The sequence below is a fragment of the Curtobacterium sp. MCBD17_008 genome, assembly GCF_003234475.1.
Classification (GTDB): domain Bacteria; phylum Actinomycetota; class Actinomycetes; order Actinomycetales; family Microbacteriaceae; genus Curtobacterium.
This window is the reverse complement of sequence record NZ_QKTK01000004.1, coordinates 191,906-218,706: the sequence shown is the minus strand read 5'-3', so window position 1 is coordinate 218,706 and position 26,801 is coordinate 191,906. Positions and strand designations below refer to the sequence as shown.

Below are 26,801 nucleotides of genomic sequence, written 5' to 3'. Positions count from 1 at the left end.
ACGACGGCCGTGGTGTCCTGCTCGGTCACTTGCTCTTCCCGTTCTTCTTCGCGCGCGACTTGCCGACCGGCTGCTGGCGCTGGGTGGTGACACGTGCCTCGACCTCGGCCACCGAGGCGCCCGTACCGGCCTCGGTCAGGACACCGGCAGTGGCCGGGGTGCCGCGGCGCTGGGCCTTCTTGGCGAGACGCGCCTCGCGCGCCAGGGCCGCCTCCGAGCCCGGCGTCGGCATGCTGCGGATCACGAAGTACTGCTGGGCCATCGTCCAGATGTTCGAGGCGAGCCAGTAGAACATGACGCCCAGCGGGAACGACAGGCCTGAGATGACGAAGACCAGCGGGAGGATGTACAGCATCATCTTCTGCTGGCGGTACATCGGAGACTCCTTGGTCTCCGGCGACATGTTCTTGGCGACGAGCTGCAGCTGCGTGATGAACTGCGATGCCGTCATCACGACGATCATGGCGCCCGCGATGATCCGGACTTCCCAGCCCGACGCGTTCGTGAAGGTCTCGTGCAGCGGTGCACCGAAGAGTGCAGCGTTGCCGAAGTCCGCCGCCAGCTCGTTCGTGAGCAGACCGATGCCGGCCTTGTTGATCTGCGCCTCGTGCAGCACGGAGTACAGCGAGAAGAAGATCGGCATCTGGATGAGCAGCGGCAGGCAGGAGCTCAGCGGGTTCGTCCCCGTCTCCTTGTACAGCGCCATCGTCTCGCGGGACATCGCCTCGCGCGAGAACTGGTCCTTCTTGCCCTTGTACTTGTCCTGGATCTTCTTCAGCTGCGGCGCGACCTCGAGCATCCGTCGCTGCGACTTGATCTGCCGCACGAAGATCGGGATCAGCGCGGCCCGGACCACGAAGGTCAGGAAGATGATCGACAGGACCCACGTGATGCCCGCGGACGGGTCCATCCCCATGGTCTCGAAGAGCCAGTGGAACCCGACGAGGATCGCGGACACCACCCACTTGAGCGGCCAGAGGAGAGTGTTCAGGATCTCCATGAGGAGGTCACGCCTTTCGAGTGCGCTGGGGGAGCAGCACCGGGCGGATCATGCCGACCGGGTCCTGCTGTTGCTGCGGGCTCGGTGCGAGCACGAACCCGAACCGACTGACGTTGAAGGGGCGGCGACGTTCCCGGACGTCGTCGATCCCACCGGCGGCCCAGGGGTTGCACCGTGCGATCCGCCACGCTCCCATGGCCGAACCGCGGACGACCCCGTACTGCTGGATCGCCTCGAGTGCGTACCGGGAGCACGAGGGGTGGTACCGGCACACGTTGCCGTAGAGCGGCGAGATCACCGCTCGGTAGGCCCGGAGCACGACGACGCACGCGTTGCGCGGGAGCAACGCGACGACCCAGAGGAACCGGTTCATGCTGCCTTCTCCACACCCCGCGCGAAGGCACGCGTGATGTCTCCGAGCAGGGTAGGCCATCCGGCCTGCGCGGCGGCTGGCAGTGCGCGCACCACGACGTCGTACCCGAGCGGAGCGCTCGGCAGCAGACCGTGTGCGATCGCCTTCAGCCGGCGTCGCACGAGGTTGCGCGTGACCGCGTTCCCGACGGTCTTCGCCACGATGAACCCGAACCTGGTGGGACCGCCGTCGTCATCGAGGCGACGGACCACCGACACGACGACGTGCGCCGTGGCGCTCCTGCGGCCACGACGCACGGTCGATCGGTAGTCGTCGCCTCGGACGATGCGGTTGGCTCGGGCCAACACGGCGAGGACCCCGCGGATCAGGCGGAGAGCTCGGTGCGCCCCTTGCCGCGGCGTGCGGCGAGGATGGCGCGGCCGGCACGGGTGCGCATGCGGGCGCGGAAGCCGTGCTTCTTGGCGCGGCGGCGGTTGTTCGGCTGGAAGGTGCGCTTGCTCATGATGATCTCCACACGGCTGCTCGCGGCGAGCCGTCACGTATGCATTGGTTGACGCGGATGGCGCGACCGAACGGCCGCAGTCAACTGGACAACGGTACGTGACGACGGCTGGGAGGTCAAACGATCCCGTCCCCGTCCGCGCTCCCACGGTGACGCCTCCGGGTTCTCCACACTGGGGACAACTCCCGTTCGGTGGGACACGGTGCGGTCCCGTACAGTTGTGGCACTGCACGGCCGGATGCCCGGTACTGCGGGGGAGTACCTCACTCGTCTCCGGTGGACCAGCCGGGGAGGACACTGTGGACAACCCTGTGGGAAGCTCGTCGTCGGACCAGCGCCCGCACCACCGCACCAGCCGTCCGCGGAACGCGGGAGCGGTTCCGCCCGCACCCGCGTGTCGTCGGTCGGTGGCCGCCACCGCTCGTCCCGACGGGCGAGAGACCACACCCGAAGCCGCAACCGAGCAACGAGACCAGGAGACGAGCGCGACATGACGCCGGCCGACCCCGTCGAGGACCTCTGGTCGTCAGTGCTCGGCATCCTGTCCGACGACGACCGGATCACCCCGCAGCTCCACGGCTTCCTCAACCTCGTCGAGCCCAAGGGCGTGCTGGCCGGCACGCTCTACCTGGAAGTACCGAACGACCTCACCCGCGGGATGCTCGAGCAGCGCATCCGGGTCCCCATCACCGAAGCGGTCTCCCGGATCGGAGACGACTCGGTGGCGAACTTCGCGATCACGGTGAACCCCGACATGGCCTCCGAGCCCCGGGTCGACGCCGTCGCGGTGCCGTCCTACGCCGAACCGGTCCAGGAGCAGGTGCAGCAGAGCGCCGCTCCTCGGCAGTACATCGAGGCGCCGTTCGTCCCGAGCCAGGTCGACTCCCCGGGCACCAGCGGGCGCCCTGAGTCCCGGCTCAACCCGAAGTACAACTTCGACAACTTCGTCATCGGCGCCTCGAACCGCTTCGCCCACGCAGCCGCGGTCGCGGTCGCGGAAGCGCCGGCGAAGGCGTACAACCCGCTCTTCATCTACGGCGACTCGGGTCTCGGCAAGACCCACCTGCTCCACGCGATCGGCCACTACGCGGAGAGCCTGTACCCGGGCATCCGCGTCCGGTACGTGTCGAGCGAGGAGTTCACCAACGACTTCATCAACTCGATCGCGAACAACCGCTCGAACCAGTTCCAGCAGCGGTACCGCGACATCGACATCCTGCTCATCGACGACATCCAGTTCCTGCAGGGGAAGGACTCCACGCAGGAGGCCTTCTTCCACACGTTCAACACGCTGCACGACCACAACAAGCAGGTCGTGATCACGTCGGACGTCGCCCCGAAGCACCTCACCGGCTTCGAGGACCGGATGCGCAGTCGCTTCGAGTGGGGTCTTATCACCGACGTGCAGGCGCCGGACCTCGAGACCCGCATCGCGATCCTCCGCAAGAAGGCGCAGTCCGACCACCTGCAGGTGCCGGACGACATCATGGAGTTCATCGCGTCGAAGGTCTCGAGCAACATCCGGGAGCTCGAGGGGACCCTGATCCGGGTGACCGCGTTCGCGAGCCTCAACCGGACGGCCGTCGACATGTCGCTGGTGCAGACGGTCCTCAAGGACCTGATCACGCTCGACGAGGACAACGTCATCGCGCCGACGGACATCATCAACCACACCGCGGAGTACTTCAAGCTCTCGGTCGACGACCTCTACGGCTCGTCCCGGTCGCAGGCGATCGCCACCGCACGACAGATCGCGATGTACCTGTGCCGTGAGCTGACGAGCCTGTCGCTGCCGAAGATCGGCCAGCTGTTCGGCAACCGCGACCACACGACGGTCATGTACGCGAACAAGAAGATCGCCGAGCTCATGAAGGAGCGGCGCTCGATCTACAACCAGGTCACGGAACTGACCAGTCGGATCAAGCAGGACCGCCGCTACCGGTAGCGAGCATCCCGCTGCCACCCCCCGTCCAGGAGGCCCGTCCCAGACCCGGGATCGGCCTCCTTCTGCGTGCGTCCACCATCTGAGACGGTTCCATGCGGCGGATTCCCCACAGTGTGGAAAGCCTGTGGATAACTGTGGAGGACACGCCGCTCCGTTGTTCACAGCTGGTGGGGTGTCTGTGGAAACTGGGGATGGAAGTGGATAGATGATTTTCCCTCATCCATAGGCCGCCCACACGCCGCCAACAAGTGACACGGTTGTAGTTCCCTGTCGCCGAGCGGCATCCCCAGAGTTGTCCACAGTGTGCACAGGCGTTAAGACAATTACTCCTCTCTTCTCTCTCCCTCTCCCTGGGCCAACCCCTGGGGACGGCGGATGACACGGATCGGCGGTCTGCCGCTGCTGTGCCACAATGGGGCGGCCGGACAGTCAACCGATCGACAGGGGTCCACGCTGTGAAGTTCGAGGTCAACCGGGACGTCTTCTCCGAAGCCGTCTCCTTCGCGGTGAAGCTCCTCCCACAGCGCACGACCCTCCCGATCCTGTCCGGTGTGCTCATCCACGCCGACGGTGATCGTCTGACGCTCTCGTCGTTCGACTACGAGGTCTCCGCACAGACGTCGATCGCCGCCCAGATCGACGACCCCGGCACGGTGCTCGTCTCCGGCCGGCTGCTGAACGACATCGCGAGCCGGTTGCCGAACGCCCCGGTCACGTTCTCCACGGAGGACTCCCGCATCACCGTCACCTGCGGATCCGCGCACTTCACGCTGCTGTCCATGCCGGTGGAGGAGTACCCGACGCTGCCGGAGATCGGTCCGCAGACCGGTGTCATCCCCGGCGACTCGTTCTCCGAAGCCGTGTCGCAGGTGGCCGTCGCCGCCAGCCGCGACGACGTGACCCCGGTCATCACCGGCGTCCAGCTCGAGGTCGGCGAGATCGACGTCTCGCTCATCGCGACCGACCGCTACCGCGTCGCCGTCCGGACCATCCAGTGGGACTCGGGCCGTCCCGGCGGAGACGCCGAGCCGGCGCCGACGCTGCACGCACTCGTCCCGGCCCGCACCCTGCAGGAGGTCGGCCGCACCTTCGGCTCGGCCACCACCGTCTCGGTGTCGATCAGCGGTGGCTCCGACCGTGAGCTCATCGCCTTCCAGGCCGACGACAAGACCGTGACGTCGCTGCTCATCAAGGGCAACTACCCGCCGGTCCGCCGACTGTTCCCCGACACGGTCCAGGACCACGCGGTGATCAACACCGCGGAACTGGTCGAGGCCGTCCGACGGGTCTCCCTCGTGCTGGAGCGCGAAGCCGCGCTCCGCTTCTCCTTCTCGGTCGACGGGCTCACGCTCGAGGCGATCGGTTCCGAACAAGCGCAGGCGTCAGAGTCGATCGATGCGTTGCTGACCGGTGAGGAAACGGTGGTCTCCCTGAAACCGGCCTTCCTCCTGGACGGGTTGAATGCGGTGCACTCCGAGTTCGTCCGGATCTCCTTCACGAAGACGGAGAACCCGAACAAGCCCGGACCGGTCCTGATCACCGGGCAGTCCTCGCGAGAGGAAGCTGCCACGGACGGGTACCGGTACCTGTTGCAGCCCAACCTGCTGCTGCGCTAGCCGCAACAGCCATCCAGCGCTGACGCGTGGACACCAGCATCAGCGCGACATCGACGAAGAAGAGGAAATCATGCAGATCGGTCTTGTCGGCCTCGGGAAGATGGGCAACAACATGCGTGCGCGTCTGCGCAACGCAGGGATCGACGTCGTCGGGTACGACGCCAACCCCGCCGTCTCGGACGTCGCCGACCTCGGCGCCCTGGCAGAAGCCCTCACCGACAGCAAGCGTCTCGTGTGGGTCATGGTCCCGCACGGCAAGATCACCGACGACGTGATCACCGACCTGGCCGGCGTGCTCAGCGAAGGCGACCTCGTCATCGACGGTGGCAACTCGAAGTGGCTCGACGACACCGTCCACGCCGAGCAGCTGGCTGCCAAGGGCATCCGCTACATGGACGTCGGCGTCTCCGGCGGTGTCTGGGGCAAGGACAACGGCTACGGCCTCATGGTCGGCGGTGCTGCCGAGGACGTCGAGTTCGCGATGCCCGTCTTCGACGCACTGCGCCCCGAGGGCCCGCGCGAAGAGGGCTTCTCGCACGCCGGCGGCATCGGCGCGGGCCACTACGCGAAGATGGTCCACAACGGCATCGAGTACGCGATCATGCAGGCGTACGGCGAGGGCTACGAGCTCCTCGAGGCGAAGGACATCATCAAGGACGTCCCCGCCGTGTTCGCCGGATGGCAGCGCGGCACCGTCGTCCGCTCCTGGCTGCTCGACCTGATGGTCCTCGCGCTGAACGAGGACCCGAAGCTCGACGCCATCGAGGGCTACGTGGAGGACTCCGGCGAGGGCCGGTGGACCCTGGAAGAGGCCATCGAGCACGCGGTGCCGATGCCGGCGATCTCGGCGTCCATCTTCGCGCGCTTCGTCTCGCGTCAGGGCAGCGCGTCCCCGACGATGAAGGCCGTCGCGGCACTCCGCAACCAGTTCGGCGGCCACGCCGTCAAGAAGGCGTAGCCGGTCGGGTAACCCCCTCGACCCGTTTCGGCCCGCGTGCACGTCGACCATCTGCAACTCTCCGACTTCCGGAACTACCGGGAGGCGGACGTCGACTTCGCACGCGGGCCGAACCTGTTCGTCGGTCGGAACGGCCAGGGCAAGACGAACCTGGTCGAGTCGATCGGGTACCTCTCGACCCTCGGGTCGCACCGCGTCCCCACCGACGCGGCGCTCGTGCGACAGGGATGTGACTCGGCGATCGTCCGGGCACGGCTCGCGCACGAGGACCGCAGCATCCTCGCCGAGGTGCAGATCAACCGGACGGGGTCGAACCGGGCGCAGGTGAACCGGTCCGCGATCAAGCCCCGCGAGCTCCCGCGCTACTGCACCAGCGTGCTCTTCGCCCCCGAGGACCTGGCACTCGTCCGCGGCGAGCCGTCGGGGCGCCGGCGGATGATCGACGAGCTCCTCGTCCAGATCGCCCCGCGCATGCAGGGCGTGCTCGCCGACTACGACCGCACGCTCCGCCAGCGGAACACCCTGCTGAAGTCGGCCCGCGCGACCGGGGCGAAGGCCGGGGCGCTCTCGACGCTCGACGTCTGGGACGACCGGCTCGTGGCGTTCGGCGCCGAGATCATCGCCGCTCGCGACCACCTCACCCGGCGGCTCGCCCCGTTCGTCACCGAGTCCTACGCGACGGTCGCGGGCGAGCGGCACCAGGCGTCGATCGCCGGTGTCCTCAGCGTGCGGGGTGCTGATCCGGAGGACGCGGCGGCCACCGACCCGGTCCTCGGGACGCCCGAGGAACCGGTCACGACCGCGTCCGCGGCAGAGGCGTTCCGCGTGGCGCTCGAGCGCCGTCGGCGGGACGAACTGGACCGCGGCCTGACGCTCACCGGGCCCCATCGGGACGACGTGCTCTTCGAGCTGAACGGGTTACCGGCCCGCGGGTACGCCAGTCACGGGGAGTCCTGGTCGTTCGCGCTCGCGGTGCAGCTGGCGTCGGCGACGATCCTGCGTGCCGAGTCATCCCTCGGCGACCCGATCATCATCCTCGACGACGTGTTCGCGGAGCTCGACGAGTCACGGCGGGAGCGCCTGGCCGGGGCGGTCGCCGACTACGAGCAGGTGCTCATCACGGCCGCCGTGCACGGCGACGTGCCCGGTCAGCTCGCGGCACACACCGTGCGGATCGAAGCGGGCGCGATCGTGCGGGACGCGGACGACGCGGGTCGGGCCTCCCGTCCGGATATGCCGGAGGCGGCCGACGCCGCTCCGGCCGACGCCGCTCCGGCCGATCCCGCTCCGGCCGACCCCGCCCGGTCGGCCGACGCCGTGGACCGGACGGCACCCTGATGCCGAAGCCCTGGAGACCGGCCGAGCCCTCGCGGGTGTACCAGCACTTCAAGGCCGTGTTCGGCGACCCGTCGAAGCGGGGGGTCGACGCGCGTCGGCGCCGGGCCGCCGGACAGGACCCGGACTCGGTGCCGTACGGGAAGGGACGGGAGCCCACCGGCCTCGGCGACGTGATGGGTGCGCTGACCGCCGAGCTCGGATGGACGGAGCCACTGGCCCGCTCGGAACTGTTCGTCGACTGGCCGAGCGTCGTCGGTGACGAGCTCGCGAAGCACTCCACGCCGGTGACGATCGAGGACGGTGCACTCGTCATCCGGTGCGACTCGACGGCGTGGGCGACGCAACTCCGACTCATGCGCGGGACCGTCACGACGACCATCGCCCAGCGGTACCCCGCGGCGGGCGTCGAGTCGATCCGGGTTTCCGGCCCGGACGCCCCCACATGGAAACGCGGCCTCAGGTCGGTCCAGGGGCGCGGCCCCCGCGATACCTACGGCTGACCAGACGAAATCATCCATCCGTCTGAGATTCGTCGCTCTGCGAGGCGTACGGCCCCCGGACGGAGCCCTCCCTGCGGTAGACTGGGACGTGCAGTGTGCGGGTGTTCCGCGCGCAGGCAGGAGCACTCCCGACATGACATCTGAATCTGACGACGACCAGCGAGACCCGCAGAACGACGAGGCCCAGCCGCAGGCCCCGCAGAGCGAACCATCGTACGGCGCAGACCAGATCCAGGTGCTCGAGGGGCTCGAGGCCGTCCGGAAGCGCCCGGGCATGTACATCGGGTCGACCGGTCCGCGTGGTCTCCACCACCTGGTGCAGGAGATCGTCGACAACTCCGTCGACGAAGCCCTGGCCGGGTACTGCGACACGATCGACGTCACCATCCGCGAAGACGGTGGCGTCCGCGTGGTCGACAACGGCCGTGGCATCCCGGTCGACATCCACCCCAACGAGGGCATCTCGACCGTCCAGCTCGTCCTGACCGTCCTGCACGCCGGCGGCAAGTTCGGCGGTGGCGGGTACGCCGTCTCCGGTGGTCTGCACGGTGTCGGGTCCTCTGTCGTCAACGCCCTGTCCAGCGAACTCGACGTCGAGGTCCGTCGGCAGGGCCACGTCTGGCGGCAGAGCTACACGGACGGGGTGCCGGTCGCGCCGCTCTCGCAGGACGAGGCCTCCGACGTGACGGGCACGACCATCACGTTCTGGCCGAACGCCGAGATCTTCGAGTCGGTGGAGTTCGACTACGAGACCCTCCGTACCCGGTTCCAGCAGATGGCATTCCTCAACAAGGGCCTGCGCATCACCCTCGTGGACGAGCGGACGCCGGCCGAGGGCGAAGAGGCGCGCAAGGACTCCTTCCGCTACGAGCGCGGTCTCGCCGACTACGTCGAGTACCTCAACGCGCAGAAGAAGGCCGACCTCGTGCACCCCGACGTCATCGGGTTCGAGGCCGAGGACCCGGAGCGCAAGATCGCGCTCGAGGTCGCGATGCAGTGGAACACCTCGTACCAGGAGAGCGTCCACACCTTCGCGAACACGATCAACACGCACGAGGGCGGCACGCACGAGGAGGGCTTCCGCGCTGCGCTGACGACCCTCGTGAACCGCTACGCGCGCGAGACGAAGATCATCAAGGAGAAGGACGACAACCTGACGGGTGACGACATCCGCGAGGGCCTGACCGCCGTCATCTCCGTGAAGCTCGGCGAACCGCAGTTCGAGGGCCAGACGAAGACCAAGCTCGGCAACACCGAGGCGAAGTCCTTCGTCCAGCGCGTGGTCGGCACGGAACTCGTGCACTGGTTCGAGAGCAACCCGTCGCAGGCGCGCGACGTGGTCCGCAAGGCGATCCAGGCCTCGCAGGCGCGTCTCGCCGCCCGCAAGGCCCGCGAGACCACCCGCCGCAAGGGCCTCTTGGAGTCCGGCGGCATGCCGGGCAAGCTCAAGGACTGCCAGTCGAAGGACCCGACGCTGTCGGAGATCTTCATGGTCGAGGGTGACTCCGCCGGCGGTTCCGCCGTGCAGGGTCGGAACCCGATGACGCAGGCGATCCTGCCGCTGCGCGGCAAGATCCTCAACGTCGAGAAGGCCCGCCTGGACCGAGCCCTCGCCAACCAGGAGATCCAGTCGATGATCACGGCGTTCGGTGCCGGCATCGGCGAGGACTTCGACCCGGACAAGGCCCGGTACCACAAGATCGTGCTGATGGCCGATGCCGACGTTGACGGCCAGCACATCACCACGCTGCTGCTCACGCTCCTCTTCCGCTACATGCGTCCGCTCATCGAGCGCGGCTACGTGTACCTCGCGCAGCCGCCGCTGTACCGCCTGAAGTGGTCGAACGCCGCGGACCAGTACGTGTTCAGCGACCGGGAGCGCGACGCGATGCTGCAGTCCGGCATCGCCGCAGGCAAGCGCATCCCGAAGGACAACGGGATCCAGCGCTACAAGGGCCTCGGCGAGATGGACTACAAGGAGCTCTGGGACACCACGATGAACCCGGACACCCGCACGCTCCTGCAGGTCACGCTCGAGGACGCCGCCGCGGTGGACAGCGTCTTCGCGACGCTGATGGGCGAGGACGTCGAGTCCCGTCGCCAGTTCATCCAGCAGAACGCGAAGGACGTCCGCTTCTTGGACATCTAGGCCGGGAGGCGCGGCGGACGCCGCGTCGACCCGTCCCGACACCTCGTGGTCGCGCCCGGCGTGACCAACGGACGACGAGCCTCCAGGCTGTCAAGGAAGGCAACGCAAGCACATGGCTGACGACAACGAGAACGGCGCCGACGAGCCCGAGATCGTGCACGGCTCGAGCGGGGACATCGTCGTCTCCGGTGACCGCATCTCGCAGGTCGACCTGCAGCTCGAGATGCAGCGCTCGTACCTCGACTACGCGATGTCCGTCATCGTCGGACGTGCCCTGCCAGAGGTCCGCGACGGCCTGAAGCCCGTGCACCGCCGCGTGATCTACGCGATGTACGACGGCGGCTACCGACCGGACCGGGCCTTCTCGAAGTGCTCACGCGTGGTCGGTGACGTGATGGGCCAGTTCCACCCGCACGGTGACAGCGCCATCTACGACGCACTCGTCCGACTGGTGCAGCCGTGGTCGCTCCGGTACCCGCTCGCGCTCGGTCAGGGCAACTTCGGGTCCCCGGGCAACGACGGCGCCGCGGCCCCGCGGTACACCGAGACCAAGATGGCCCCGCTCGCGCTCGAGATGGTGCGGGACATCGAGGAAGAGACCGTCGACTTCCAGGACAACTACGACGGTCGCACGCAGGAGCCGTCGATCCTGCCGTCGCGCTTCCCGAACCTGCTCGTCAACGGCTCGGTCGGCATCGCGGTCGGCATGGCCACGAACATCCCGCCGCACAACCTGCGCGAGGTCGCCGCCGGCGCGGTGTGGGCGCTCGAGCACCCGGACGCCTCGCGCGAGGAACTCCTCGAGGCGCTCATGCAGCGCATCAAGGGTCCCGACTTCCCGACCGGCGCGCAGATCCTCGGCACCCGGGGCATCGTCGACGCCTACCGGACCGGTCGCGGATCGATCACGATGCGGGCGGTCGTCAACGTCGAGGAGATCCAGGGCCGCACCTGCCTGGTCGTCACCGAACTGCCGTACCAGGTCAACCCGGACAACCTCGCGATCAAGATCGCCGAGCTCGTCAAGGACGGCCGTCTCGCCGGCGTCGCCGACATCCGTGACGAGACCTCCGGCCGCACCGGGCAGCGCCTGGTCATCGTGCTGAAGCGTGACGCGGTCGCCAAGGTCGTGCTCAACAACCTGTACAAGCACACGCAGCTGCAGGAGAACTTCGGCGCGAACATGCTCGCGATCGTCGACGGCGTGCCCCGCACACTGGCGCTCGACGGGTTCATCTCCGCCTGGGTCGACCACCAGATCGAGGTCATCGTCCGGCGGACCCGGTTCCGCCTGCGCGAGGCCGAGAAGCGAGCGCACATCCTGCGCGGGTACCTCGCGGCGCTCGATGCCCTCGACGAGGTCATCGCCCTCATCCGTCGGTCGCCCGACGTCGAGGAGGCCCGCAACGGCCTGATGGAGCTGCTGTCCGTCGACGAGATCCAGGCCCGCGCGATCCTCGAACTCCAGCTGCGTCGTCTGGCCGCACTCGAGCGTCAGAAGATCCACGAGGAGGCCGAGGCGCTCGAGCTCAAGATCGCCGACTTCGAGGACATCCTCGCCCGCCCGGAGCGCCAGCGCTCGATCATCATCGACGAACTCACCGAGATCGTCGACCGCTTCGGTGACGACCGTCGGACCGAGATCATGCTCGGCTTCGACGGCGACATGAGCATGGAAGACCTGATCCCCGAGGAAGAGGTCGTCGTCACCATCACCCGCGGCGGCTACGTCAAGCGCACGCGGAGCGACCAGTACCGCTCGCAGCACCGCGGTGGCCGTGGCGTCCGCGGCGCCCAGCTCCGCGCGGACGACGTCGTCGAGCACTTCTTCGTCACGACGACCCACCACTGGCTCCTGTTCCTCACCGACCAGGGCCGCGTCTACCGGGCGAAGGCGTACGAGCTGCAGGAGGCCGGGCGGGACGCCAAGGGCCAGCACTCGGCGAACCTCCTCGCCATGCAGCCGGACGAGCAGATCCAGCAGGTGCTCGACATCCGCGACTACGAGGCGGCGCAGTACCTCGTGCTCGCCACCGAGCAGGGTCTCGTGAAGAAGACCGCGCTCACCGAGTACGACACGAACCGCACCGGCGGCATCATCGCGATCAACCTGCGCGAGGGCGACAAGCTACGCTCGGCGCTGCTCGTCGACGAGCACGACGACCTGCTGCTCGTGTCCCGGCACGGCATGTCGCTCCGCTTCACCGCCACGAACGACGCACTCCGGCCGATGGGTCGGTCGACGTCCGGCGTGAAGGGCATGTCCTTCCGCGGCGACGACACCCTGCTCTCGGCCTCGGTCGTCTCGGACGATGGTTTCGTCTGGGTGATGACCGAGGGCGGCTACGCCAAGCGCACGTCCGTCGACCAGTACCGCATCCAGGGACGCGGCGGACTCGGCATCAAGGTCGCCCGTCTGGCCGCCGATCGCGGCGACCTGGTCGGTGCGCTCATTGTCGGTGCTGACGACGAGGTGCTCGTCGTGCTGCAATCGGGCAAGGTGGTAAGGTCTGCCGTGGCCGAGGTCCCCGCCAAGGGACGCGACACGATGGGGGTCGTCTTCGCGAGGTTCGCGGAGAACGACCGGATCATCGCCGTGGCCCGGAACAGTGAGCGGAACCTGGACGACCAGGAGGACGCCGAGATCGAGCCCGCCGGCCCGGTCGAGACCGTCAGCCCGGACGACGCGGTCGCCGACGCCGCCGACGCAGAGCTCGTGGAGGAAGTCTCCGCGGACGCACTGCCCACCGACGCCGAGCCTGCCGAGGCCGGAGAGGACGAGTCAAGCAATGAGTAGTGTCGCCGAGAAGCTCCAGCGGAAGGCGAAGCGGCCCGTCGGCACTCGTCAGGTGCGACTCCGTCTGGTCTACGTCGACTTCTGGTCGATGGTGAAGCTCTCCTTCCTCATCGCCCTGGCCGGCTCGATCGTGATCGTCGTGGCCACGGCGCTGGTGTGGATCATCCTGAACCAGACCGGGGTGTTCGAGCAGATCGACAGCCTGCTGAAAGACGTCACGGGGCAGAACAGCTACTCGATCATGGACCAGTTCTCGCTGGGCCAGGTCCTCGGCTTCTCGATCGTCGTCGGCATCCTCAACGTCGTGGTCGGGACCGTGCTCGGCGCGATCGTCAGCGTCTTGTACAACCTCAGCGTGCGGATCACGGGCGGCGTGCTCGTGGGCTTCACCAACAACTGATCCGGTCCGGGTGGCGCCCATCGCCTCGATTTCGCTCCAGCGCGATCGTGGGGTAGGCTTTCATCCGGTCTGAGGGGCTATAGCTCAGGCGGTTAGAGCGCTTCGCTGATAACGAAGAGGTCCAAGGTTCAAGTCCTTGTAGCCCCACCACAACTCAACTCCCGCGTCGGAAGTCTCGACGTCGCGACCGGTCCGGTCGCTCCGGGGCCTTAGCTCAGTTGGTAGAGCGCTGCCTTTGCAAGGCAGATGTCAGGAGTTCGAATCTCCTAGGCTCCACTCTCTCTGCGTGAGCTCTGTTCCTCGTTCCTCGTTCCTCGTTCCGCGCTCTGCCGCGGTCGGCCGTCGTGCCGGTCCGCGCCGCCGCTCCTGCGGCGCGTCGTGCCGTGCCGCGCGCTGTCCGTCGAGGTTCCAGGATGTGCTGCTCTCGGCGCTCCGGATGCGCGAATTGTGGAACCTAGACGTTGAGGCGGCGGCGTGTTGTGCGACCTCGGGGCTGGCTCGGGTCGGCGCGGAGCCCGACCCGGGCCTCCGGGAACGACGAAGGGCCCCGGCGCAGTGCCGGGGCCCTTCGAACGAACCAGGAGGTCAGGCGGCGGGCTTGCCCGCGTTGTCCGCGTCGTCGGCGACCCAGAGGTCGTCGTCCGCACGGAGCGTCTGGTACGCGGCGTAGGCAGCGCCCGCGACCGCGACGACACCGACGACGATGAGGGCGACCCCACCGAACCCGATGCCCTTCTTCTCCGGAACGGGAGCCTGCTTGAGGAACTTCCCGCCGCGCTTCTGTGCTTCCTGCACGATCTTCTGCACGCGCGGGTCCTTCGCCAGGTCGCCGACGCTGAGCACGGAGCCCGCGGTCGAGATGAGGCCGGGCACGACCTCCGACTGGAACCGGTGCGAGGCACTCTGCGCTGCAGAGGTCGCGGCGTGCACACCGGAGGCCACCGCGGGACGGATCCCGTTGTCGATGGCGTTCTGGACGCGGGGAGCGAGGTCCTTCCGGGCAGCATCTGCGGCGTGGCCACGGGCTTCGGCCAGGATCGCGTTCGCGTGCTCCAGGACCTTCCGCTGCTCACCGAGGAGCGTGGCGGTCTTGCCCTTGAGCTTCTTGATCTGCTTCCGACGCTTGCGCGGGATCTCGATCGACATTCGGTACCTCCATGGGTCGACGTGCCACCCATCCTGCCACCAGGACGCCTGACAGGTCACAGATCACCGGCTGTGCGTCCCGTGCACATCCAGCGGCACATGCGAGAATCGGGTCATGTCTCTGCACACCGCTGTCGCAACGATCCACACCAACAAGGGCGACATCCGCGTCAACCTCTTCGGTAACCACGCTCCGAAGACCGTCCAGAACTTCGTCGGTCTCGCGACCGGTACGCAGGAGTGGACGCACCCCGGCACCGGCAAGGTGTCGACCGACAAGCTCTACGACGGTGTCGTCTTCCACCGCATCATCAAGGACTTCATGATCCAGGGCGGCGATCCGCTCGGCCAGGGCATCGGCGGGCCCGGGTACCGCTTCGACGACGAGATCTCCCCGGAGCTCACGTTCCAGAACCCGTACATCTTCGCCATGGCGAACGCCGGCATCCAGGGCGGCCGAGGCACCAACGGTTCGCAGTTCTTCATCACCACGGTGGCGACCCCCTGGCTCCAGGGCAAGCACACCATCTTCGGCGAGGTCGCGGACGACGAGTCCCGCGCGGTCGTCGACACGATCGAGGGCGTCCAGACGGACGGCCGCGACAAGCCGGTCGAGGACGTCGTCATCCAGAGCATCGACGTCGAGGACGTCTGACCCGAGTGACCGATCCCACCTCGGCGTCGTCGAACACCTGCTACCGGCATCCCGATCGGCAGAGCTTCGTGCTCTGCCAGCGCTGCGGGCGGACCATCTGCCCGGAGTGCCAGACGCCGGCGGCGGTCGGGGTGCACTGCCCCGAGTGCGTCCGTGAGCAGCGGGCGAAGTTCACGGAGAACCGTCGGGCTTCCGGCCCGAGCAGCCTGACCGTCGCGCGGCGCCGCTTCGCGATGCTCGACCAGAAGGCGACGGTCGTCCTGATCGCCGTCTCGGTGGTCGTCTGGTTGCTCGACCGGCTGTCCGGGGGCTTCCTGGCGCAGTGGCTCGCGTACAACTCGGCGCTCCTGCCGACGCAGCCGTGGCGCATCGTCACTGTGCTGTTCGTGCACTCGGGTGTCTTCCACATCCTGTTCAACATGTGGGCGCTGTTCATCTTCGGACGGATGCTCGAGAACATGCTCGGCACGTGGCGGTTCCTGGCGCTGTACGTCATCTCCGGGATCGCCGGGTCGATGCTCGTGACGTTCCTGGCTCCCGGCACGTGGGTGGTGGGCGCGTCGGGCGCCGTCTTCGGTCTGTTCGCGGCGTTCTTCGTCCTGCAGCGCAGCCTGGGCAACAACGCGGTCCAGTTGCTCGTGATCATCGGCCTGAACCTGGTGATCGGGTTCCTGCCCGGGACCAACATCTCCTGGCAGGCGCACGTCGGCGGCGTCCTGGCGGGCTTCGTCACCGGGTTCGTCTTCGCGCGGACGCGGAACGTGCGCCAGCGTGGGCTGCAGGCCACCCTGCTCGGCCTGGAGGCCGTGGTCGCCATCGCGCTCTGCTTCGTCGGGTACGCACTCACCTCCGCCTGACACAGCTCGGCACCATTTGGAGAACGCCCCGTCGCCTCGGCGACGGGGCGTTCTCACGTTCGCTGCCGGCGGTCCTGCCCGGCGCACTTCTGCGGAGGGACGGGATGCCGCGGTTGTCCACACCATCCGCAGGACTTCTCCACAGGTGTGGACAAACCAGTGAGTTACAGCGGTGTGATTATCCCCACTGTGGAAGAGGCTGTGGACAACTCCCTGACGGGGGTGTGGAGCGATGTGTGGAGAACCGGCTGATCTGTGGAGAAGCACTGCCGAGCCTCCCGTCCGGCGCGTGAAGAGCGACGAGCTTGTGGAGAAACGACGACGCCCGCCGCACCAGCGGGTGCGACGGGCGTCGATCGGGCAGTGGCGCTCAGCGCCACCGCGTGGTCATCAGGAAGCCGACGAACATGATGCCGAAGCCGATGAGGATGTTCCAGGAGTTCAGCGTCGGGACCGGGAGCGTGCCGCCGGAGACGTAGAAGACGATCACCCACGCGAGGCCGACGAGCATGAAGCCGAACATGACCGGCTTGAACCACACGGGGTTGGGCTGGTCCCCCGCGGTGTCCACCGAGTCGGCTCGGGTCGTCCGGGCGGGCTTGGTGCGGTCCTTGTCCATGGCCATGGCCGGTATCCTACCGTCACCAGGCGTGAGCGCGGGCCGACGGAGGCTGCTCACATCCCCCACGAGTACGGTGAACGGCCCATGACCAAGATCCTCGTCGTCGACAACTACGACAGCTTCGTGTACACCCTCAACGGCTACGTCCAGCAGCTCGGTGCCGACACCGACGTGGTGCGCAACGACGCCTTCCCGGAGGACGAGATCGCGGACCGGATCGCCGAGTACGACGGCGTCCTGCTGTCGCCCGGCCCCGGCACCCCGGCGGACGCGGGCGTCTCGATCCCGACCGTCCGTGCGGCCATCGCCGCCGACAAGCCCCTGCTCGGCGTGTGCCTCGGGCACCAGGCCATCGCGGAGGCGCTCGGAGCGACCGTCACCCACGCCGAGGAGCTCATGCACGGCAAGACCTCGCAGGTGGACCACGACGACAGTCTGCTGTTCTCGGGTGTCCCGCACCCCTTCACCGCGACCCGGTACCACTCGCTGGCCATCGTCGACGGCACCGTCCCGGACGAGTTGACCGTGACGGCACGGACCGCCGGCGGCGTCATCATGGGCGTGCAACACCGCGGCGCCCCGGTGTACGGCGTGCAGTTCCACCCGGAGTCGGTGCTCACCGAGGGCGGCTACCGCATGGTGGGCAACTGGCTCGAGACGACCGGCCTCGGCGGCGCAGCGGAGCGTGCAGCCGGGCTCGGACCGCTGATCACGGGCCGCTAGTCAGACCGGGCGGTCAGTCGTCCCCGTCGTCGTCGCCCTGGAACCCGGCGCCGTTCCCACCGTCGTCGCCGCCCGACGGTGCCGCGGGTACGTCCGGCCGACGGGTGGGCTGGACGGACGCCGCGCAGTACGTCAGGACGACCGTGCTGCCCTGTGGGACGTCGCCGCGCGGGACGCTCTGCTGCGTGACGGTGTTGCCCGCGCAGACGTTCGTGGGCGACCCCTGCACCGTGAGGCCGAGGCCGCGCAGGGTCGAGTCGGCCGTGGTGAACGGCTGCTGGGTCACGTCGGGGAGCTGGACCTTGCCGTTCGACACGACCAGGTCGATGACCGAGCCCTTCGGGAGCGTGCCGCCGGAAGCCGGGTCCGTGCTCATGACGGTGCCTTCGGGGATCGTGGCCGAGTAGTCGGAGGTGACGGCACCGACCACGAACCCGGCGTCCTCGAGCTGCTCCGTCGCGGCGTCCTGCGCGGCCGAGCCGACGTCCGGAACGGTGACCTCCTCGGGGCCGGTCGAGTACACGACGCGGACCTCCTGCTTGCGGGCGACCGACGTCCCCGATCCGGGCTCCGACCGGATGACGTCGTTCTTGGGGACGTCGTCGGAGGACTCCCCGACACCCACCGGTGTCAACCCGCGCGTGAGGAGTCGTTGGCGCGCGTCCTTGTAGGTCTGCCCGGCGACGGACGGCACCTTGATCGAGGAGCTGACCGGGGGCTTGCCCGGCTCGAGGTTCACGACGAAGTACGCGACCGCTGCGATGACGGCGATCGTCAGGAGGATGCCGAGCCAGATCCACGCCACCGGCGGGCGGTTCTGGGTGCGCTGGGGCGGCCGTTCCTGCGTCTCGTCGAGCTCACGGAACGCCACGTCGGCGGTGGCCGCCGCTCGCGGGTTGACCCCGAACAGCAGGGAGGCGTCGTCGGCAGCGGCCGCGGCGAGCTTCTTCGACGAGGTGGGCACGTGACCAGCGGCCGCCTGCTGCAGGTCGCGACGGAACTCCGCCGCGTTCTGGAAGCGTCGGGTGCGGTCCTTCACGAGGGCGTGCAGTGTGACGGCATCGAGCGCCGGTGACACGGTGGTCGTGATGGTCGACGGCGCGACCGGCTGCTCGCTGACGTGCTGGTACGCGACCGCGACCGGTGAGGCCCCGAGGAACGGCGGCCGGCCGGTCAAGAGCTCGAACAGCACGATGCCGGTCGAGTAGAGGTCCGTCCGGGCGTCGACGAGCTCGCCGCGCGCTTGTTCCGGTGAGAAGTACGACGCGGTGCCGAGGATCGACGTGGTCTGCGCCACCGTGGCCGACGTGTCCGTGATGGCGCGGGCGATGCCGAAGTCCATCACCTTCACCTGGCCGGAGTGGGTGATCATCACGTTCGCGGGCTTGATGTCCCGGTGGACGACGCCGGCCCGGTGCGAGAACTCGAGGGCGGTCAGGATGCCCTCGACGATGCGGGCCGCTTCCTCCTGCACGACCGGACCCTCGGCCACGATCTCGCTGAGCGGACGCCCCTCGACGAACTCCATGACGATGAAGGGGACCTGCACCTCCGAGCCCGTGGACTCGCGGACGGTCTCCTCGCCGGCGTCGTAGACGCGGACGATGGTGGGGTGCGCCATGCGGGCAGCCGCCTGGGCCTCCTGCCGGAACCGCGTGCGGAAGGCGGGGTCGTTGGCGAGGCTCGGCTTGAGCAACTTCACGGCGACCCGCCGACCCAGTCGAGTGTCGGTCCCGACGTGGACGGTGGCCATGCCCCCTCGACCGATGACCTCACCGATCTCGTAGCGGTTGGCGAGGAGCGTGATCCCCGCGGTCACACCTTCTGGCACGTACTCCTCCGAATGTCCGTCCGGGCAAGTGTACGGCAGGGGTTTCTGGTGAGACCCTGGCCGGCGGCCCCCCGGAGTCAACCGTTACCGGAACGTGGCGAGGCCCCGACACGGATCGTGTCGGGGCCTCGGAACGGCTCTTCCGTCGCGTCAGTCCTGCGGCGTCTCCGTCGGCGTCGGCGCGTCGGTCGGCTCCTGCGGCTGCACCCACGTGGCGGTCGCCGGGTCCGAGCTGCTGGACGCGGCGAGGTTGCCGCAGGTGACCGTGTACGACAGCGTCACGTCGTTGCCGGGCTGGTCGGCCTGGATGTCGACGGACGTCTCCGACGTGTCGCCGCTCGTCGCGCCGGACCCGTCCTTGCCGCCCGAGACCGTCCAGGAGTACTTCGAGACGGTGTACCCGGTCGGGCAGGTCGCGGTGGACCAGCTGAACGTCACGGCGCCGGTGGCCGAGACAGCGCCCGCGCTCGGCGTGTTCGGCTTGTTGACCGACGGCGGTGCGGTGTACTCCCGCAGGGTCACGAGCGCGCCCTCGGCGAGGCTCCCGGTGGGGCTGATCGACTGCACGGTGTTCGCCTGCTCGGCGGCGGCGGCCGGGTCGCCGTCCTGCACCTGCACGTCGAAGCCGAGCCCCTGGAGCTCCGAGCGGACCTCGGCGGTCGGACGTCCGACGTAGTCGCCGGGGTTGATCGTCGTCCGCACCACGGTCGGCTGGGGTGCCGTGGTCGGTTCCGGACTGGGTGTCCTCGTCCGGCTGGGCGCCGACGACGGGGTCGGGTCGGGATCGGGACCGGCGTCCTGGTCCCGGTTCGCGAACACGACACCGCCGATGACGAGTGCCGCGACGACCACGGCCGCGATGACCCACCAGATCCAGGCGCGGCTCTTCCGCTCGGCGTCCTCGTCCTCCGGCCCGACGGGCGTCAGAGGGGCGCCGCCGACCACGGGCGTGTTCGGCTGGGTGCCGATCAGGGCCGTGGCGTCGTCGTTCCCGGCGGGCGGGTTGAAGGCGACGGTCCCGGCGCCGGCGAGGGCGGGCACGGCCACGGTCGCCGCGGCGACGTCACCGCGACGGAGGGCCTGGGCGGCCCGCGCGAGGTTCGCGGCCGTGGCCGGACGGTCGGCGGGCTTCTTCGCGATGCAGGACATCACGAGCGCCGCCACCGGCTCCGGGACCGTGCCCGGGAGCGCCGGCGGCTGCTCGTTGATGTGCGCCATCGCGATCGCGACCTGCGACTCGCCCGTGAAGGGCCGGCGTCCGGCCAGGCACTCGTACGCGACGATGCCGAGGGAGTAGATGTCCGTCGAGGGGGAGGCGGGGTGACCGCTCGCCTGCTCGGGCGAGAGGTACTGGACCGTGCCCATGACCTGGCCCGTGGCCGTCAGCGGGACCTGGTCCGCGATGCGGGCGATCCCGAAGTCGGTGATCTTCACGCGGCCGTCCGGGGTGATGAGCAGGTTCCCCGGCTTGATGTCGCGGTGCACCAGTCCGACCGCGTGCGCGGCCTGCAGCGCGTTCGCCGTCTGCGCGACGATGTCGAGGACCTTGTCCACCGGGAGGGTGTGCTCCCGCTCGATCATCGTGGAGAGCGCCTCGCCCGGGACGAGCTCCATCACGAGGTAGGCGCTGCCGTCCTCCTCGCCGTAGTCGAAGACGTTGGCGATGCCCTCGTGGTTGACGAGTGCGGCGTGCCGGGCCTCCGCGCGGAACCGCTCGAGGAACCCGGGGTCGCCGAGGTACTCGTCCTTGAGGATCTTCAGGGCGACGGTGCGACCGATGACCAGGTCGGTCGCCTGCCACACCTCTCCCATGCCGCCGATGGCGACGCGGGACGAGAGCTGGTACCGCCCACCGAAGGTGAGTCCGCTGGTGGGTCTCATTTGTTCAGCACCGCCTCCATGACTTTCTTCGCGACGGGAGCCGCGACCGTGTTGCCGACCCCGGACTGCCCGAGCCCGCCGCCGTTCCCGACGACCACGGCGACCGCGACCTCGGGGTCCTTCGCCGGGGCGAAGCCCGTGAACCAGAGTGTGTACGGGTCACCCGTGCCGCCCTCGGCGGTGCCGGTCTTGCCCGCGACGTCGACTCCGTCGATCTTCGCATTCGTTCCCGTCCCGGCGGCGACGACGCTCTGCATCGCCTCGGTGAGGTCGGCCGCCTGGCCGGACGACAGGGGAGCGCTGAACTGCTGGGGGGTGAACGACTCGACGGTCTTCAGGTCGCTCGTCTCGATCGACTCGATGAGCGACGGCTTCATCACCCGACCGCCGTTCGCGATCCCGGAGGCCACCATCGCCATCTGCAGCGGGGTCACCCGGTCGTTGGCCTGGCCGAACGCGCTGAGCATCAGCTGCGCGGTGGACTCCGGCTCCGGGTACTGGCTCGGTGTGGCCGAGGTCGGGATGTCGATGACGTCGCCGAACCCGTAGGCGTCGGCGGTCTTCTTGATCGTGTCGTACCCGAGCTTCTGACCGAGTTCCGCGAAGGGGATGTTGCACGAGTACTGGATCGCGACGCGCAGCTTCACCTCGTCGCCACCACCACAGCTGCCACCCTCGGCGTTGTTGATCCGCGAGCTCGTGCCCGGGAGCGTCAGGGTCGACGGGTTCGGCAGCGTCGAGTCGAGGGTGAAGTCCCCGCTCGCCAGCGCGGCCGAGGCCACGACGAGCTTGAAGACCGACCCGGGGGTGTACAGGTCACCGGCGATCGCACGGTTCTGCAGCGGCTTGGACGCGTCGGCCTCGAGTGCCTGGTACCGCGCGATCACCTCGTCGGTGTCGTGCGAGGTCAGCGTGTTCGGGTCGTACCCGGGCTTCGACACCATCGCGAGGATCTTGCCGGTCTTCGGCTGGATCGCGACGACCGCGCCGGTGTTCGCGCCGAGGGCGTCGTACGCGGCCTGCTGCACGTCCGGGTCGATCGTCAGGTTGACGTTGTCGCCCCGGACGTCCTGGCCGGTCAGGATCGCGTTGAGGTTCTGGAAGAAGGACTCGTCGGAGTTGCCCGACAGGACGGCGTTCTCGGCGCTCTCGATGCCGGTGTTGCCCTGGCCGATCGTGAAGTGCCCGGTGACAGCGGAGTAGAGCTCCCCGTCGGTGTACTCGCGCTGGTACTGGTACTGGTCGTCGACCGCGGTGGACTGCGCGATGGGCTTGCCGTCGACCAGGATCGCACCACGCTTGGTCGAGTAACTGTCCAGGATGGTTCGAGAGTTCCTGGAGTCCGCACGGAGCGAGTCCGCCGAGAAGAACTGGATCGACGTCGTCGACACGAACAGGGCCACGAACATGAGCACGATCACGGTCGAGACGCCGCGGAGTTGGCGGTTCATCGGCGCTCCTTCCTGGGTCGGCGGCGGCCGGTGTCGCCCCGCTCGGCGACCGCACCCTGCTGGATGCGCTGCTCGGCGGGGATGGAGTCGGTCAGCCGCAGCAGCATCGCCGCGATGATCCAGTTCGCCACGAGGGACGAACCACCGGCCGCCATGAACGGCGTCGTGAGGCCGGTGACCGGGATGATCCGGGTGATGCCGCCGACGACCACGAAGACCTGCAGGGCGATCGTGAACCCGAAGCCGATCCCGAGCAGCTTGCCGAAGTCGTCCTGCGCCATGAACCCGACGCGGATGCCGCGGGAGACGAGGACCACGAAGAGCCCGAGGATCGCGAAGACCCCGATGAGCCCGAGCTCCTCGCCGAGGGAGGCGATGATGTAGTCGGCGTTGGCGACCGGCGTGATGTACGGGCGGCCCTGGCCGAGGCCGGTGCCCGTGATGCCGCCGTTCGCGAAGCCGAAGAGCCCCTGCACGAGCTGGTAGCTGCCCTGGGTCTGCCGCAGGAAGATCTGCTGGTCGAACGGGTCGAGCCACTGCTCGAACCGGCCCTGCACGTACACGAGGGCGCTCGCCGCTGCGAGGGCACCGCCGATGAACAGCCCGAGCCCGATGACGACCCAGCCGAGGCGAGCCGTCGCGACGTAGATCATCACGAGGAACAGGCCGAAGTAGAGCAGCGCCGTGCCGAGGTCGCGCTGGAACACCAGCACGCTCATGGCGGCGCCCCAGACGATGAGGATCGGGCCGAGGTCACGGGCCCGCGGGAAGGTCATCCCGAGGAACTTCTTGCCGACGATCGACAGGCTGTCCCGCGCGGTCACCAGGTAACCGGCGAAGAACAGGGCCATCGTGATCTTCGCGAGCTCGCCGGGCTGGAACGAGAACGGTCCTATCTGGATCCAGACGCGGGCCCCGCCGATGTTCGTGCCGATCCCGGGCAGCATCGGCAGCAGGAGCAGCGCGATGGTGAGCAGCATGAAGATGTAGCGGTAGCGCTGCAGGAACCGGTGGTTTCGGACGAGCAGCAGCGTCGCGATGGCGAGCACCATGGCGAGCAGGGTCCAGACGATCTGCTTGACACCGATCGCGTCCCACCCGGTGTCGCCGTTGTGGATGTCGATCCGGTAGATCTCGGCGATCCCGATGCCGTTGAGCACGAGTGCGACCGGCAGGACGAAGGGGTCGGCGTTCTTCGCGACGACCCGGAGCACGACGTGCATCACGAGGGCGAGCCCGAGGATCGCCGCACCGGTCCACAACACCGACGTGTCGAAGACCCTGCCCTTCGTGCCGAGCTGCACCAGGACCATCGCGCCGGCGCAGATGCCGCACGCGATGACGAGCAGCACGAGTTCGAGGTTCCGGGCGCGCGCGGGCTCGCGGAGCTTGATCGTGATCGCCTGGGTCAGCGACGGTGCGGTCGTGGCGCTCATCGTGCGCTCCTGGACGGGGAGGGGGACGGCGACGGGCTGCGCGTCGACGACGGGCTGGCCGAAGGTGAGGACGACGGACGGTCGCCGGAGCCGCCGGTGCCGCTCTGGTCCTGGCCGGTCTCGGCCGCGGTGCGCAGTCGCTCGACGATCTCGCGGGCGTCGTCGAGGGACGTCGCGTTGATCGTGGAGCGGACGTTGTCGCGCGTGAAGTCGGGGAGTTCGGCGATCGCGATGTCGGTGTCCTCGTAGACCTCGGACAGGGACACCGGCCCGATGGTCTGCTGCACGCCCTTGTAGATCGCGACCGAGCCGCCGTCGGTGCCCACGTAGTAGTGGTCCTGCACGATGCGGTAGCCGATGAACACCGCTCCGACGAGGACCAGGACCGCCACGACGAGCGCGACCGACCACGAGATGCGACGGCGGATGCGGCGACGTCGGTCCTCGGCGATGAGCTCGGCGAAGTACTGGTCCGACTCGGGCTCGAAGTGCGAGTCCTCCGGGGCGGTGGAGACCTTGAGCGGGTGCAGCAGGATCGTGGGGAGGCGGATCGGCTTCCGGCCGGTGGGCGCCTCGAACGTCAGCGGGGCCGCGGCGGACCCGACGGTGGTGGCCGCGTCGTCGTCCTCGCCGGGCTCGGAGTCGGTGACGTCGAGCACGACGACGGTGACGTTGTCGGGCGCGCCGTGGTCGAGCGTCTCCTTGACGAGGCGCTGCGTCACCTGGTTCGCGTCCATCGAGGACGCGAGGGCGTGCCGGATGCGCTCCTCGGCCAGGTACGAGGACAGGCCGTCGGAACAGAGCAGCCAGCGGTCGCCGGGGCGGATGTCCATGACCGCCGTGTCGACCTCGGGCGCCGCGTCGACGTCGCCGAGGACGCGCATCAGCACGGAGCGCCGGGGGTGCACGGCGGCTTCCTCGGGCGTGATCCGGCCGCTGTCGACGAGCCGCTGCACGAAGGTGTGGTCGGACGTGATCTGCTGCAGTTCGCCGTCGCGCCAGCGGTAGATCCGCGAGTCGCCGATGTGCGCGATCGCGAGCTGGTCGCCGACGCGGATCATGGCGCTCACCGTGGTGCCCATGCCGGTGAGCTCCTGGTGCTCGAACACGGTCTCGGTGATGAGCTGGTTCGCGGCGATCAGGGCGGACTGCAGGGCGAACTCGGCGTCGTGCGCGGACGTGAACTCGCGGTCGACCTCGCGGATGCGACGGATCGCGATCGCCGATGCCACGTCACCGCCGGCGTGCCCGCCCATGCCGTCGGCCACCGCGAACAGGTGCTGCCCGGCGTAACCGGAGTCCTGGTTGTTCGCGCGGATGCGCCCCACGTGGGACACAGCGGCGCTCAGCGTGCGAGCCGGCATCCGGGCCTACCGCCGCAGCTCGAACGTCGTCGTCCCGATGGTGATCGGGGTGCGTTCCGCGACGGTGGTGGGGGCAGTGACCTTCTGTCCGTTGACGAAGGTGCCGTTGGTCGATCCGAGGTCGGTGAGGACCCATGCCCCGCCCTGCAGGTCGAGCCGGGCGTGGTTGGTCGACGTGTAGTCGTCGCGGATCACGACGTTGCTCTCGCTCGAGCGGCCGATCGTGATCGGACCGCCGCCGAGCGGCATCTCCATGCCCTCGCGTGCGCCCTCGGTGATGACGAGGCGGGTGGCGACGGACGCGGCGGGGGCGGCCGGGCCTCCTGTCTGACCGATCAGCTCGGTGAACGCGCTGGCGGAGGAGCTGTTCCGGGCGGCGGCAGCACCGGTCCCGGCGGGAACCGGCGGCGTGGTCGGCCCGGAGGGGCCGGCCTTCGGGTCGGTGGGGATCGCGCGCACGCGCTGGCCGAAGAGGTCGCTCCGGAGCGCGAAGACGATCACGAAGACGAACAGCCACAGCACCGCGAGGAACGCGAAGCGCAGCACGAGCAGGGTCAGGCCTGTGGTCATCGCGCACCTCCGTCGTTCTCCGGGATCACCCGGAACACCATACGGGTACGACCGATCTCGATGGTGGAGTCCGGCTCGAGGATCGCCTGCTGGAAGCGTTCGCCGTTCAGCTTCGACCCGTTCGTCGAGCCGAGGTCGTTGACCTGCGCGTGCTTGCCGTCCCACAGCACCTCGACGTGCTTCCGGCTGGTCCCGGTGTCGGCGACCGTGATGTCGGCGTCCGTGCCGCGCCCGATGACCGTGCGTCCGCGGTGCAGTCGGTGCCGCTGGGAGCCGATGTCCAGGACGGCCACCCACGCGACGTCGCGCTGCACCGTGGTGGAGTCGATCTCGAGGATCCCCGTCGACAGCGTGCCGTCCTGCTGGAGGCGGATCGTGACCGGACCGGAGAACGAGTAGTTCTGTGCGACGGCGTGCTGCTGCACCCGCTGCGTGAGCTCGTCGATCAGGGGACGTCCGACGTCGTTCATGCGCGTGTGGTCCGGCGGAGCCAGGCGCACCGTGAACTCGTTCGGCACGAGGATGCGCTCGCGCGAGACGACGGCCGCCTTGGTGTCGAGCTCGCGTCGGAGGGCCGCAGCGATCTCGACCGGCTGCACACCGGAGCGGAAGGTCTTGGCGAATGCACCGTTGACGGCGCGCTCCAACCCTCGCTCGAAGTTGTCCAGTAGGCCCATGGTCTCCACG

Annotated in this window: 24 protein-coding genes and 2 tRNA genes; 13 read left to right on the top strand and 13 right to left on the bottom strand. The window is 68.7% G+C overall.

Annotated elements, in window-relative coordinates; all coding sequences use genetic code 11:
* Window positions 1-25: 25 nt before the first annotated feature.
* The 4 genes from yidC to rpmH are packed head-to-tail and all read right to left on the bottom strand — an operon-like array spanning window position 26 to window position 1,875.
* Entirely contained in the window at window positions 26-1,000 is a 975-nt protein-coding gene (gene yidC, locus DEI95_RS06235; RefSeq protein ID WP_110825777.1) for a membrane protein insertase YidC, read from the bottom strand.
* Window positions 1,001-1,007: 7 nt separating this feature from the next.
* A complete protein-coding gene (yidD, locus tag DEI95_RS06230) occupies window positions 1,008-1,373 on the bottom strand; it encodes a membrane protein insertion efficiency factor YidD (protein ID WP_110825776.1) in 366 nt (121 codons plus the stop codon).
* Window positions 1,370-1,720, bottom strand: coding sequence for a ribonuclease P protein component (rnpA, locus tag DEI95_RS06225; RefSeq protein WP_110889426.1), 351 nt, complete (start codon window positions 1,718-1,720; stop codon window positions 1,370-1,372). Before rnpA ends, yidD begins: the two co-directional genes overlap by 4 nt.
* Window positions 1,721-1,737: 17 nt before the next feature.
* The gene (rpmH, locus tag DEI95_RS06220; RefSeq protein WP_043595303.1) at window positions 1,738-1,875 is read right to left on the bottom strand and encodes a 50S ribosomal protein L34; all 138 of its coding nucleotides are present in this window, start codon (window positions 1,873-1,875) and stop codon (window positions 1,738-1,740) included.
* Window positions 1,876-2,365: 490 nt separating this feature from the next.
* Between rpmH and dnaA the strand changes: the two genes are divergently transcribed.
* The 10 genes from dnaA to DEI95_RS06170 all read left to right on the top strand — a co-directional run bounded on the left by dnaA (window position 2,366) and on the right by DEI95_RS06170 (window position 13,854).
* On the top strand, window positions 2,366-3,820 hold the full coding sequence (gene dnaA / locus DEI95_RS06215) for a chromosomal replication initiator protein DnaA (RefSeq protein WP_111059707.1): 1,455 nt from the start codon (window positions 2,366-2,368) through the stop codon (window positions 3,818-3,820).
* 455 nt (window positions 3,821-4,275) lie between these two features.
* Window positions 4,276-5,436 carry a DNA polymerase III subunit beta gene (gene dnaN, locus DEI95_RS06210; RefSeq protein WP_111059706.1) on the top strand — a complete coding sequence of 387 codons (1,161 nt, stop codon included), beginning with the start codon at window positions 4,276-4,278 and terminating at the stop codon, window positions 5,434-5,436.
* Between the two features lie 70 nt (window positions 5,437-5,506).
* Window positions 5,507-6,394, top strand: a complete 888-nt coding sequence (gnd, locus tag DEI95_RS06205) for a phosphogluconate dehydrogenase (NAD(+)-dependent, decarboxylating) (protein ID WP_110901863.1) — start codon at window positions 5,507-5,509, stop codon at window positions 6,392-6,394.
* 36 nt (window positions 6,395-6,430) lie between these two features.
* On the top strand, window positions 6,431-7,732 hold the full coding sequence (gene recF / locus DEI95_RS06200) for a DNA replication/repair protein RecF (RefSeq protein ID WP_258367497.1): 1,302 nt from the start codon (window positions 6,431-6,433) through the stop codon (window positions 7,730-7,732).
* Complete coding sequence (locus DEI95_RS06195) at window positions 7,732-8,232, top strand: DUF721 domain-containing protein (RefSeq protein ID WP_110825770.1); 501 nt, start codon at window positions 7,732-7,734, stop codon at window positions 8,230-8,232. Before recF ends, DEI95_RS06195 begins: the two co-directional genes overlap by 1 nt.
* A 133-nt stretch (window positions 8,233-8,365) precedes the next feature.
* Window positions 8,366-10,381 (top strand): DNA topoisomerase (ATP-hydrolyzing) subunit B, encoded by a 2,016-nt coding sequence (gene gyrB / locus DEI95_RS06190; protein WP_110825769.1) that lies wholly within the window; start codon window positions 8,366-8,368, stop codon window positions 10,379-10,381.
* 112 nt (window positions 10,382-10,493) lie between these two features.
* Complete coding sequence (gyrA, locus tag DEI95_RS06185; RefSeq protein WP_181420299.1) at window positions 10,494-13,178, top strand: DNA gyrase subunit A; 2,685 nt, start codon at window positions 10,494-10,496, stop codon at window positions 13,176-13,178.
* The gene (locus DEI95_RS06180; RefSeq protein WP_111059705.1) at window positions 13,171-13,578 is read left to right on the top strand and encodes a DUF3566 domain-containing protein; all 408 of its coding nucleotides are present in this window, start codon (window positions 13,171-13,173) and stop codon (window positions 13,576-13,578) included. The genes gyrA and DEI95_RS06180 overlap by 8 nt, the downstream gene beginning before the upstream one ends.
* A 73-nt stretch (window positions 13,579-13,651) precedes the next feature.
* Window positions 13,652-13,728: transfer RNA gene (locus DEI95_RS06175), tRNA-Ile, on the top strand.
* A gap of 53 nt (window positions 13,729-13,781) precedes the next feature.
* Window positions 13,782-13,854, top strand: a tRNA-Ala gene (locus DEI95_RS06170).
* Window positions 13,855-14,163: 309 nt separating this feature from the next.
* Here the strand turns inward: DEI95_RS06170 and DEI95_RS06165 are convergent.
* Window positions 14,164-14,724, bottom strand: a complete 561-nt coding sequence (locus tag DEI95_RS06165) for a hypothetical protein (RefSeq protein WP_111059704.1) — start codon at window positions 14,722-14,724, stop codon at window positions 14,164-14,166.
* Window positions 14,725-14,839: 115 nt separating this feature from the next.
* On the opposite strand from DEI95_RS06165, the gene DEI95_RS06160 reads away from it, so the two are divergent.
* Window positions 14,840-15,379 carry a peptidylprolyl isomerase gene (locus DEI95_RS06160; protein WP_110825766.1) on the top strand — a complete coding sequence of 180 codons (540 nt, stop codon included), beginning with the start codon at window positions 14,840-14,842 and terminating at the stop codon, window positions 15,377-15,379.
* A gap of 5 nt (window positions 15,380-15,384) precedes the next feature.
* On the top strand, window positions 15,385-16,236 hold the full coding sequence (locus DEI95_RS06155) for a rhomboid family intramembrane serine protease (protein ID WP_110825765.1): 852 nt from the start codon (window positions 15,385-15,387) through the stop codon (window positions 16,234-16,236).
* Window positions 16,237-16,606: 370 nt separating this feature from the next.
* Here the strand turns inward: DEI95_RS06155 and DEI95_RS06150 are convergent, their stop codons facing one another.
* Complete coding sequence (locus tag DEI95_RS06150) at window positions 16,607-16,861, bottom strand: cell division protein CrgA (protein ID WP_111059703.1); 255 nt, start codon at window positions 16,859-16,861, stop codon at window positions 16,607-16,609.
* 81 nt (window positions 16,862-16,942) lie between these two features.
* Between DEI95_RS06150 and DEI95_RS06145 the strand changes: the two genes are divergently transcribed.
* Complete coding sequence (locus DEI95_RS06145; RefSeq protein ID WP_111059702.1) at window positions 16,943-17,581, top strand: aminodeoxychorismate/anthranilate synthase component II; 639 nt, start codon at window positions 16,943-16,945, stop codon at window positions 17,579-17,581.
* A 13-nt stretch (window positions 17,582-17,594) separates the two neighbouring features.
* Here the strand turns inward: DEI95_RS06145 and pknB are convergent, their stop codons facing one another.
* The 7 genes from pknB to DEI95_RS06110 all read right to left on the bottom strand — a co-directional run bounded on the left by pknB (window position 17,595) and on the right by DEI95_RS06110 (window position 26,791).
* Window positions 17,595-19,412 carry a Stk1 family PASTA domain-containing Ser/Thr kinase gene (gene pknB / locus DEI95_RS06140; protein WP_258365842.1) on the bottom strand — a complete coding sequence of 606 codons (1,818 nt, stop codon included), beginning with the start codon at window positions 19,410-19,412 and terminating at the stop codon, window positions 17,595-17,597.
* 150 nt (window positions 19,413-19,562) lie between these two features.
* The gene (locus DEI95_RS06135; RefSeq protein WP_111059701.1) at window positions 19,563-21,293 is read right to left on the bottom strand and encodes a serine/threonine-protein kinase; all 1,731 of its coding nucleotides are present in this window, start codon (window positions 21,291-21,293) and stop codon (window positions 19,563-19,565) included.
* The gene (locus tag DEI95_RS06130; protein WP_111059700.1) at window positions 21,290-22,744 is read right to left on the bottom strand and encodes a penicillin-binding protein 2; all 1,455 of its coding nucleotides are present in this window, start codon (window positions 22,742-22,744) and stop codon (window positions 21,290-21,292) included. Before DEI95_RS06130 ends, DEI95_RS06135 begins: the two co-directional genes overlap by 4 nt.
* Window positions 22,741-24,180, bottom strand: coding sequence for an FtsW/RodA/SpoVE family cell cycle protein (locus DEI95_RS06125; protein ID WP_110825759.1), 1,440 nt, complete (start codon window positions 24,178-24,180; stop codon window positions 22,741-22,743). The genes DEI95_RS06130 and DEI95_RS06125 overlap by 4 nt, the downstream gene beginning before the upstream one ends.
* Window positions 24,177-25,544, bottom strand: a complete 1,368-nt coding sequence (locus tag DEI95_RS06120; protein ID WP_111059699.1) for a Stp1/IreP family PP2C-type Ser/Thr phosphatase — start codon at window positions 25,542-25,544, stop codon at window positions 24,177-24,179. Before DEI95_RS06120 ends, DEI95_RS06125 begins: the two co-directional genes overlap by 4 nt.
* 6 nt (window positions 25,545-25,550) lie before the next feature.
* Entirely contained in the window at window positions 25,551-26,114 is a 564-nt protein-coding gene (locus DEI95_RS06115) for an FHA domain-containing protein (RefSeq protein WP_110900778.1), read from the bottom strand.
* Window positions 26,111-26,791, bottom strand: coding sequence for a DUF3662 and FHA domain-containing protein (locus DEI95_RS06110; protein WP_110825816.1), 681 nt, complete (start codon window positions 26,789-26,791; stop codon window positions 26,111-26,113). Before DEI95_RS06110 ends, DEI95_RS06115 begins: the two co-directional genes overlap by 4 nt.
* Window positions 26,792-26,801 lie beyond the last annotated feature (10 nt).

Bases quoted from the DNA above. Each gene is read 5' to 3' on its own strand.
- yidC (WP_110825777.1), bottom strand. From the start codon at position 1,000: ATGGAGATCCTGAACACTCTCCTCTGGCCGCTCAAGTGGGTGGTGTCC.
- yidD (WP_110825776.1), bottom strand. From the start codon at position 1,373: ATGAACCGGTTCCTCTGGGTCGTCGCGTTGCTCCCGCGCAACGCGTGC.
- rpmH (WP_043595303.1), bottom strand. From the start codon at position 1,875: ATGAGCAAGCGCACCTTCCAGCCGAACAACCGCCGCCGCGCCAAGAAG.
- dnaA (WP_111059707.1), top strand. From the start codon at position 2,366: ATGACGCCGGCCGACCCCGTCGAGGACCTCTGGTCGTCAGTGCTCGGC.
- gnd (WP_110901863.1), top strand. From the start codon at position 5,507: ATGCAGATCGGTCTTGTCGGCCTCGGGAAGATGGGCAACAACATGCGT.
- DEI95_RS06195 (WP_110825770.1), top strand. From the start codon at position 7,732: ATGCCGAAGCCCTGGAGACCGGCCGAGCCCTCGCGGGTGTACCAGCAC.
- gyrB (WP_110825769.1), top strand. From the start codon at position 8,366: ATGACATCTGAATCTGACGACGACCAGCGAGACCCGCAGAACGACGAG.
- gyrA (WP_181420299.1), top strand. From the start codon at position 10,494: ATGGCTGACGACAACGAGAACGGCGCCGACGAGCCCGAGATCGTGCAC.
- DEI95_RS06180 (WP_111059705.1), top strand. From the start codon at position 13,171: ATGAGTAGTGTCGCCGAGAAGCTCCAGCGGAAGGCGAAGCGGCCCGTC.
- DEI95_RS06165 (WP_111059704.1), bottom strand. From the start codon at position 14,724: ATGTCGATCGAGATCCCGCGCAAGCGTCGGAAGCAGATCAAGAAGCTC.
- DEI95_RS06160 (WP_110825766.1), top strand. From the start codon at position 14,840: ATGTCTCTGCACACCGCTGTCGCAACGATCCACACCAACAAGGGCGAC.
- DEI95_RS06150 (WP_111059703.1), bottom strand. From the start codon at position 16,861: ATGGCCATGGACAAGGACCGCACCAAGCCCGCCCGGACGACCCGAGCC.
- DEI95_RS06145 (WP_111059702.1), top strand. From the start codon at position 16,943: ATGACCAAGATCCTCGTCGTCGACAACTACGACAGCTTCGTGTACACC.
- DEI95_RS06135 (WP_111059701.1), bottom strand. From the start codon at position 21,293: ATGAGACCCACCAGCGGACTCACCTTCGGTGGGCGGTACCAGCTCTCG.
- DEI95_RS06130 (WP_111059700.1), bottom strand. From the start codon at position 22,744: ATGAACCGCCAACTCCGCGGCGTCTCGACCGTGATCGTGCTCATGTTC.
- DEI95_RS06125 (WP_110825759.1), bottom strand. From the start codon at position 24,180: ATGAGCGCCACGACCGCACCGTCGCTGACCCAGGCGATCACGATCAAG.
- DEI95_RS06120 (WP_111059699.1), bottom strand. From the start codon at position 25,544: ATGCCGGCTCGCACGCTGAGCGCCGCTGTGTCCCACGTGGGGCGCATC.
- DEI95_RS06115 (WP_110900778.1), bottom strand. From the start codon at position 26,114: ATGACCACAGGCCTGACCCTGCTCGTGCTGCGCTTCGCGTTCCTCGCG.
- DEI95_RS06110 (WP_110825816.1), bottom strand. From the start codon at position 26,791: ATGGGCCTACTGGACAACTTCGAGCGAGGGTTGGAGCGCGCCGTCAAC.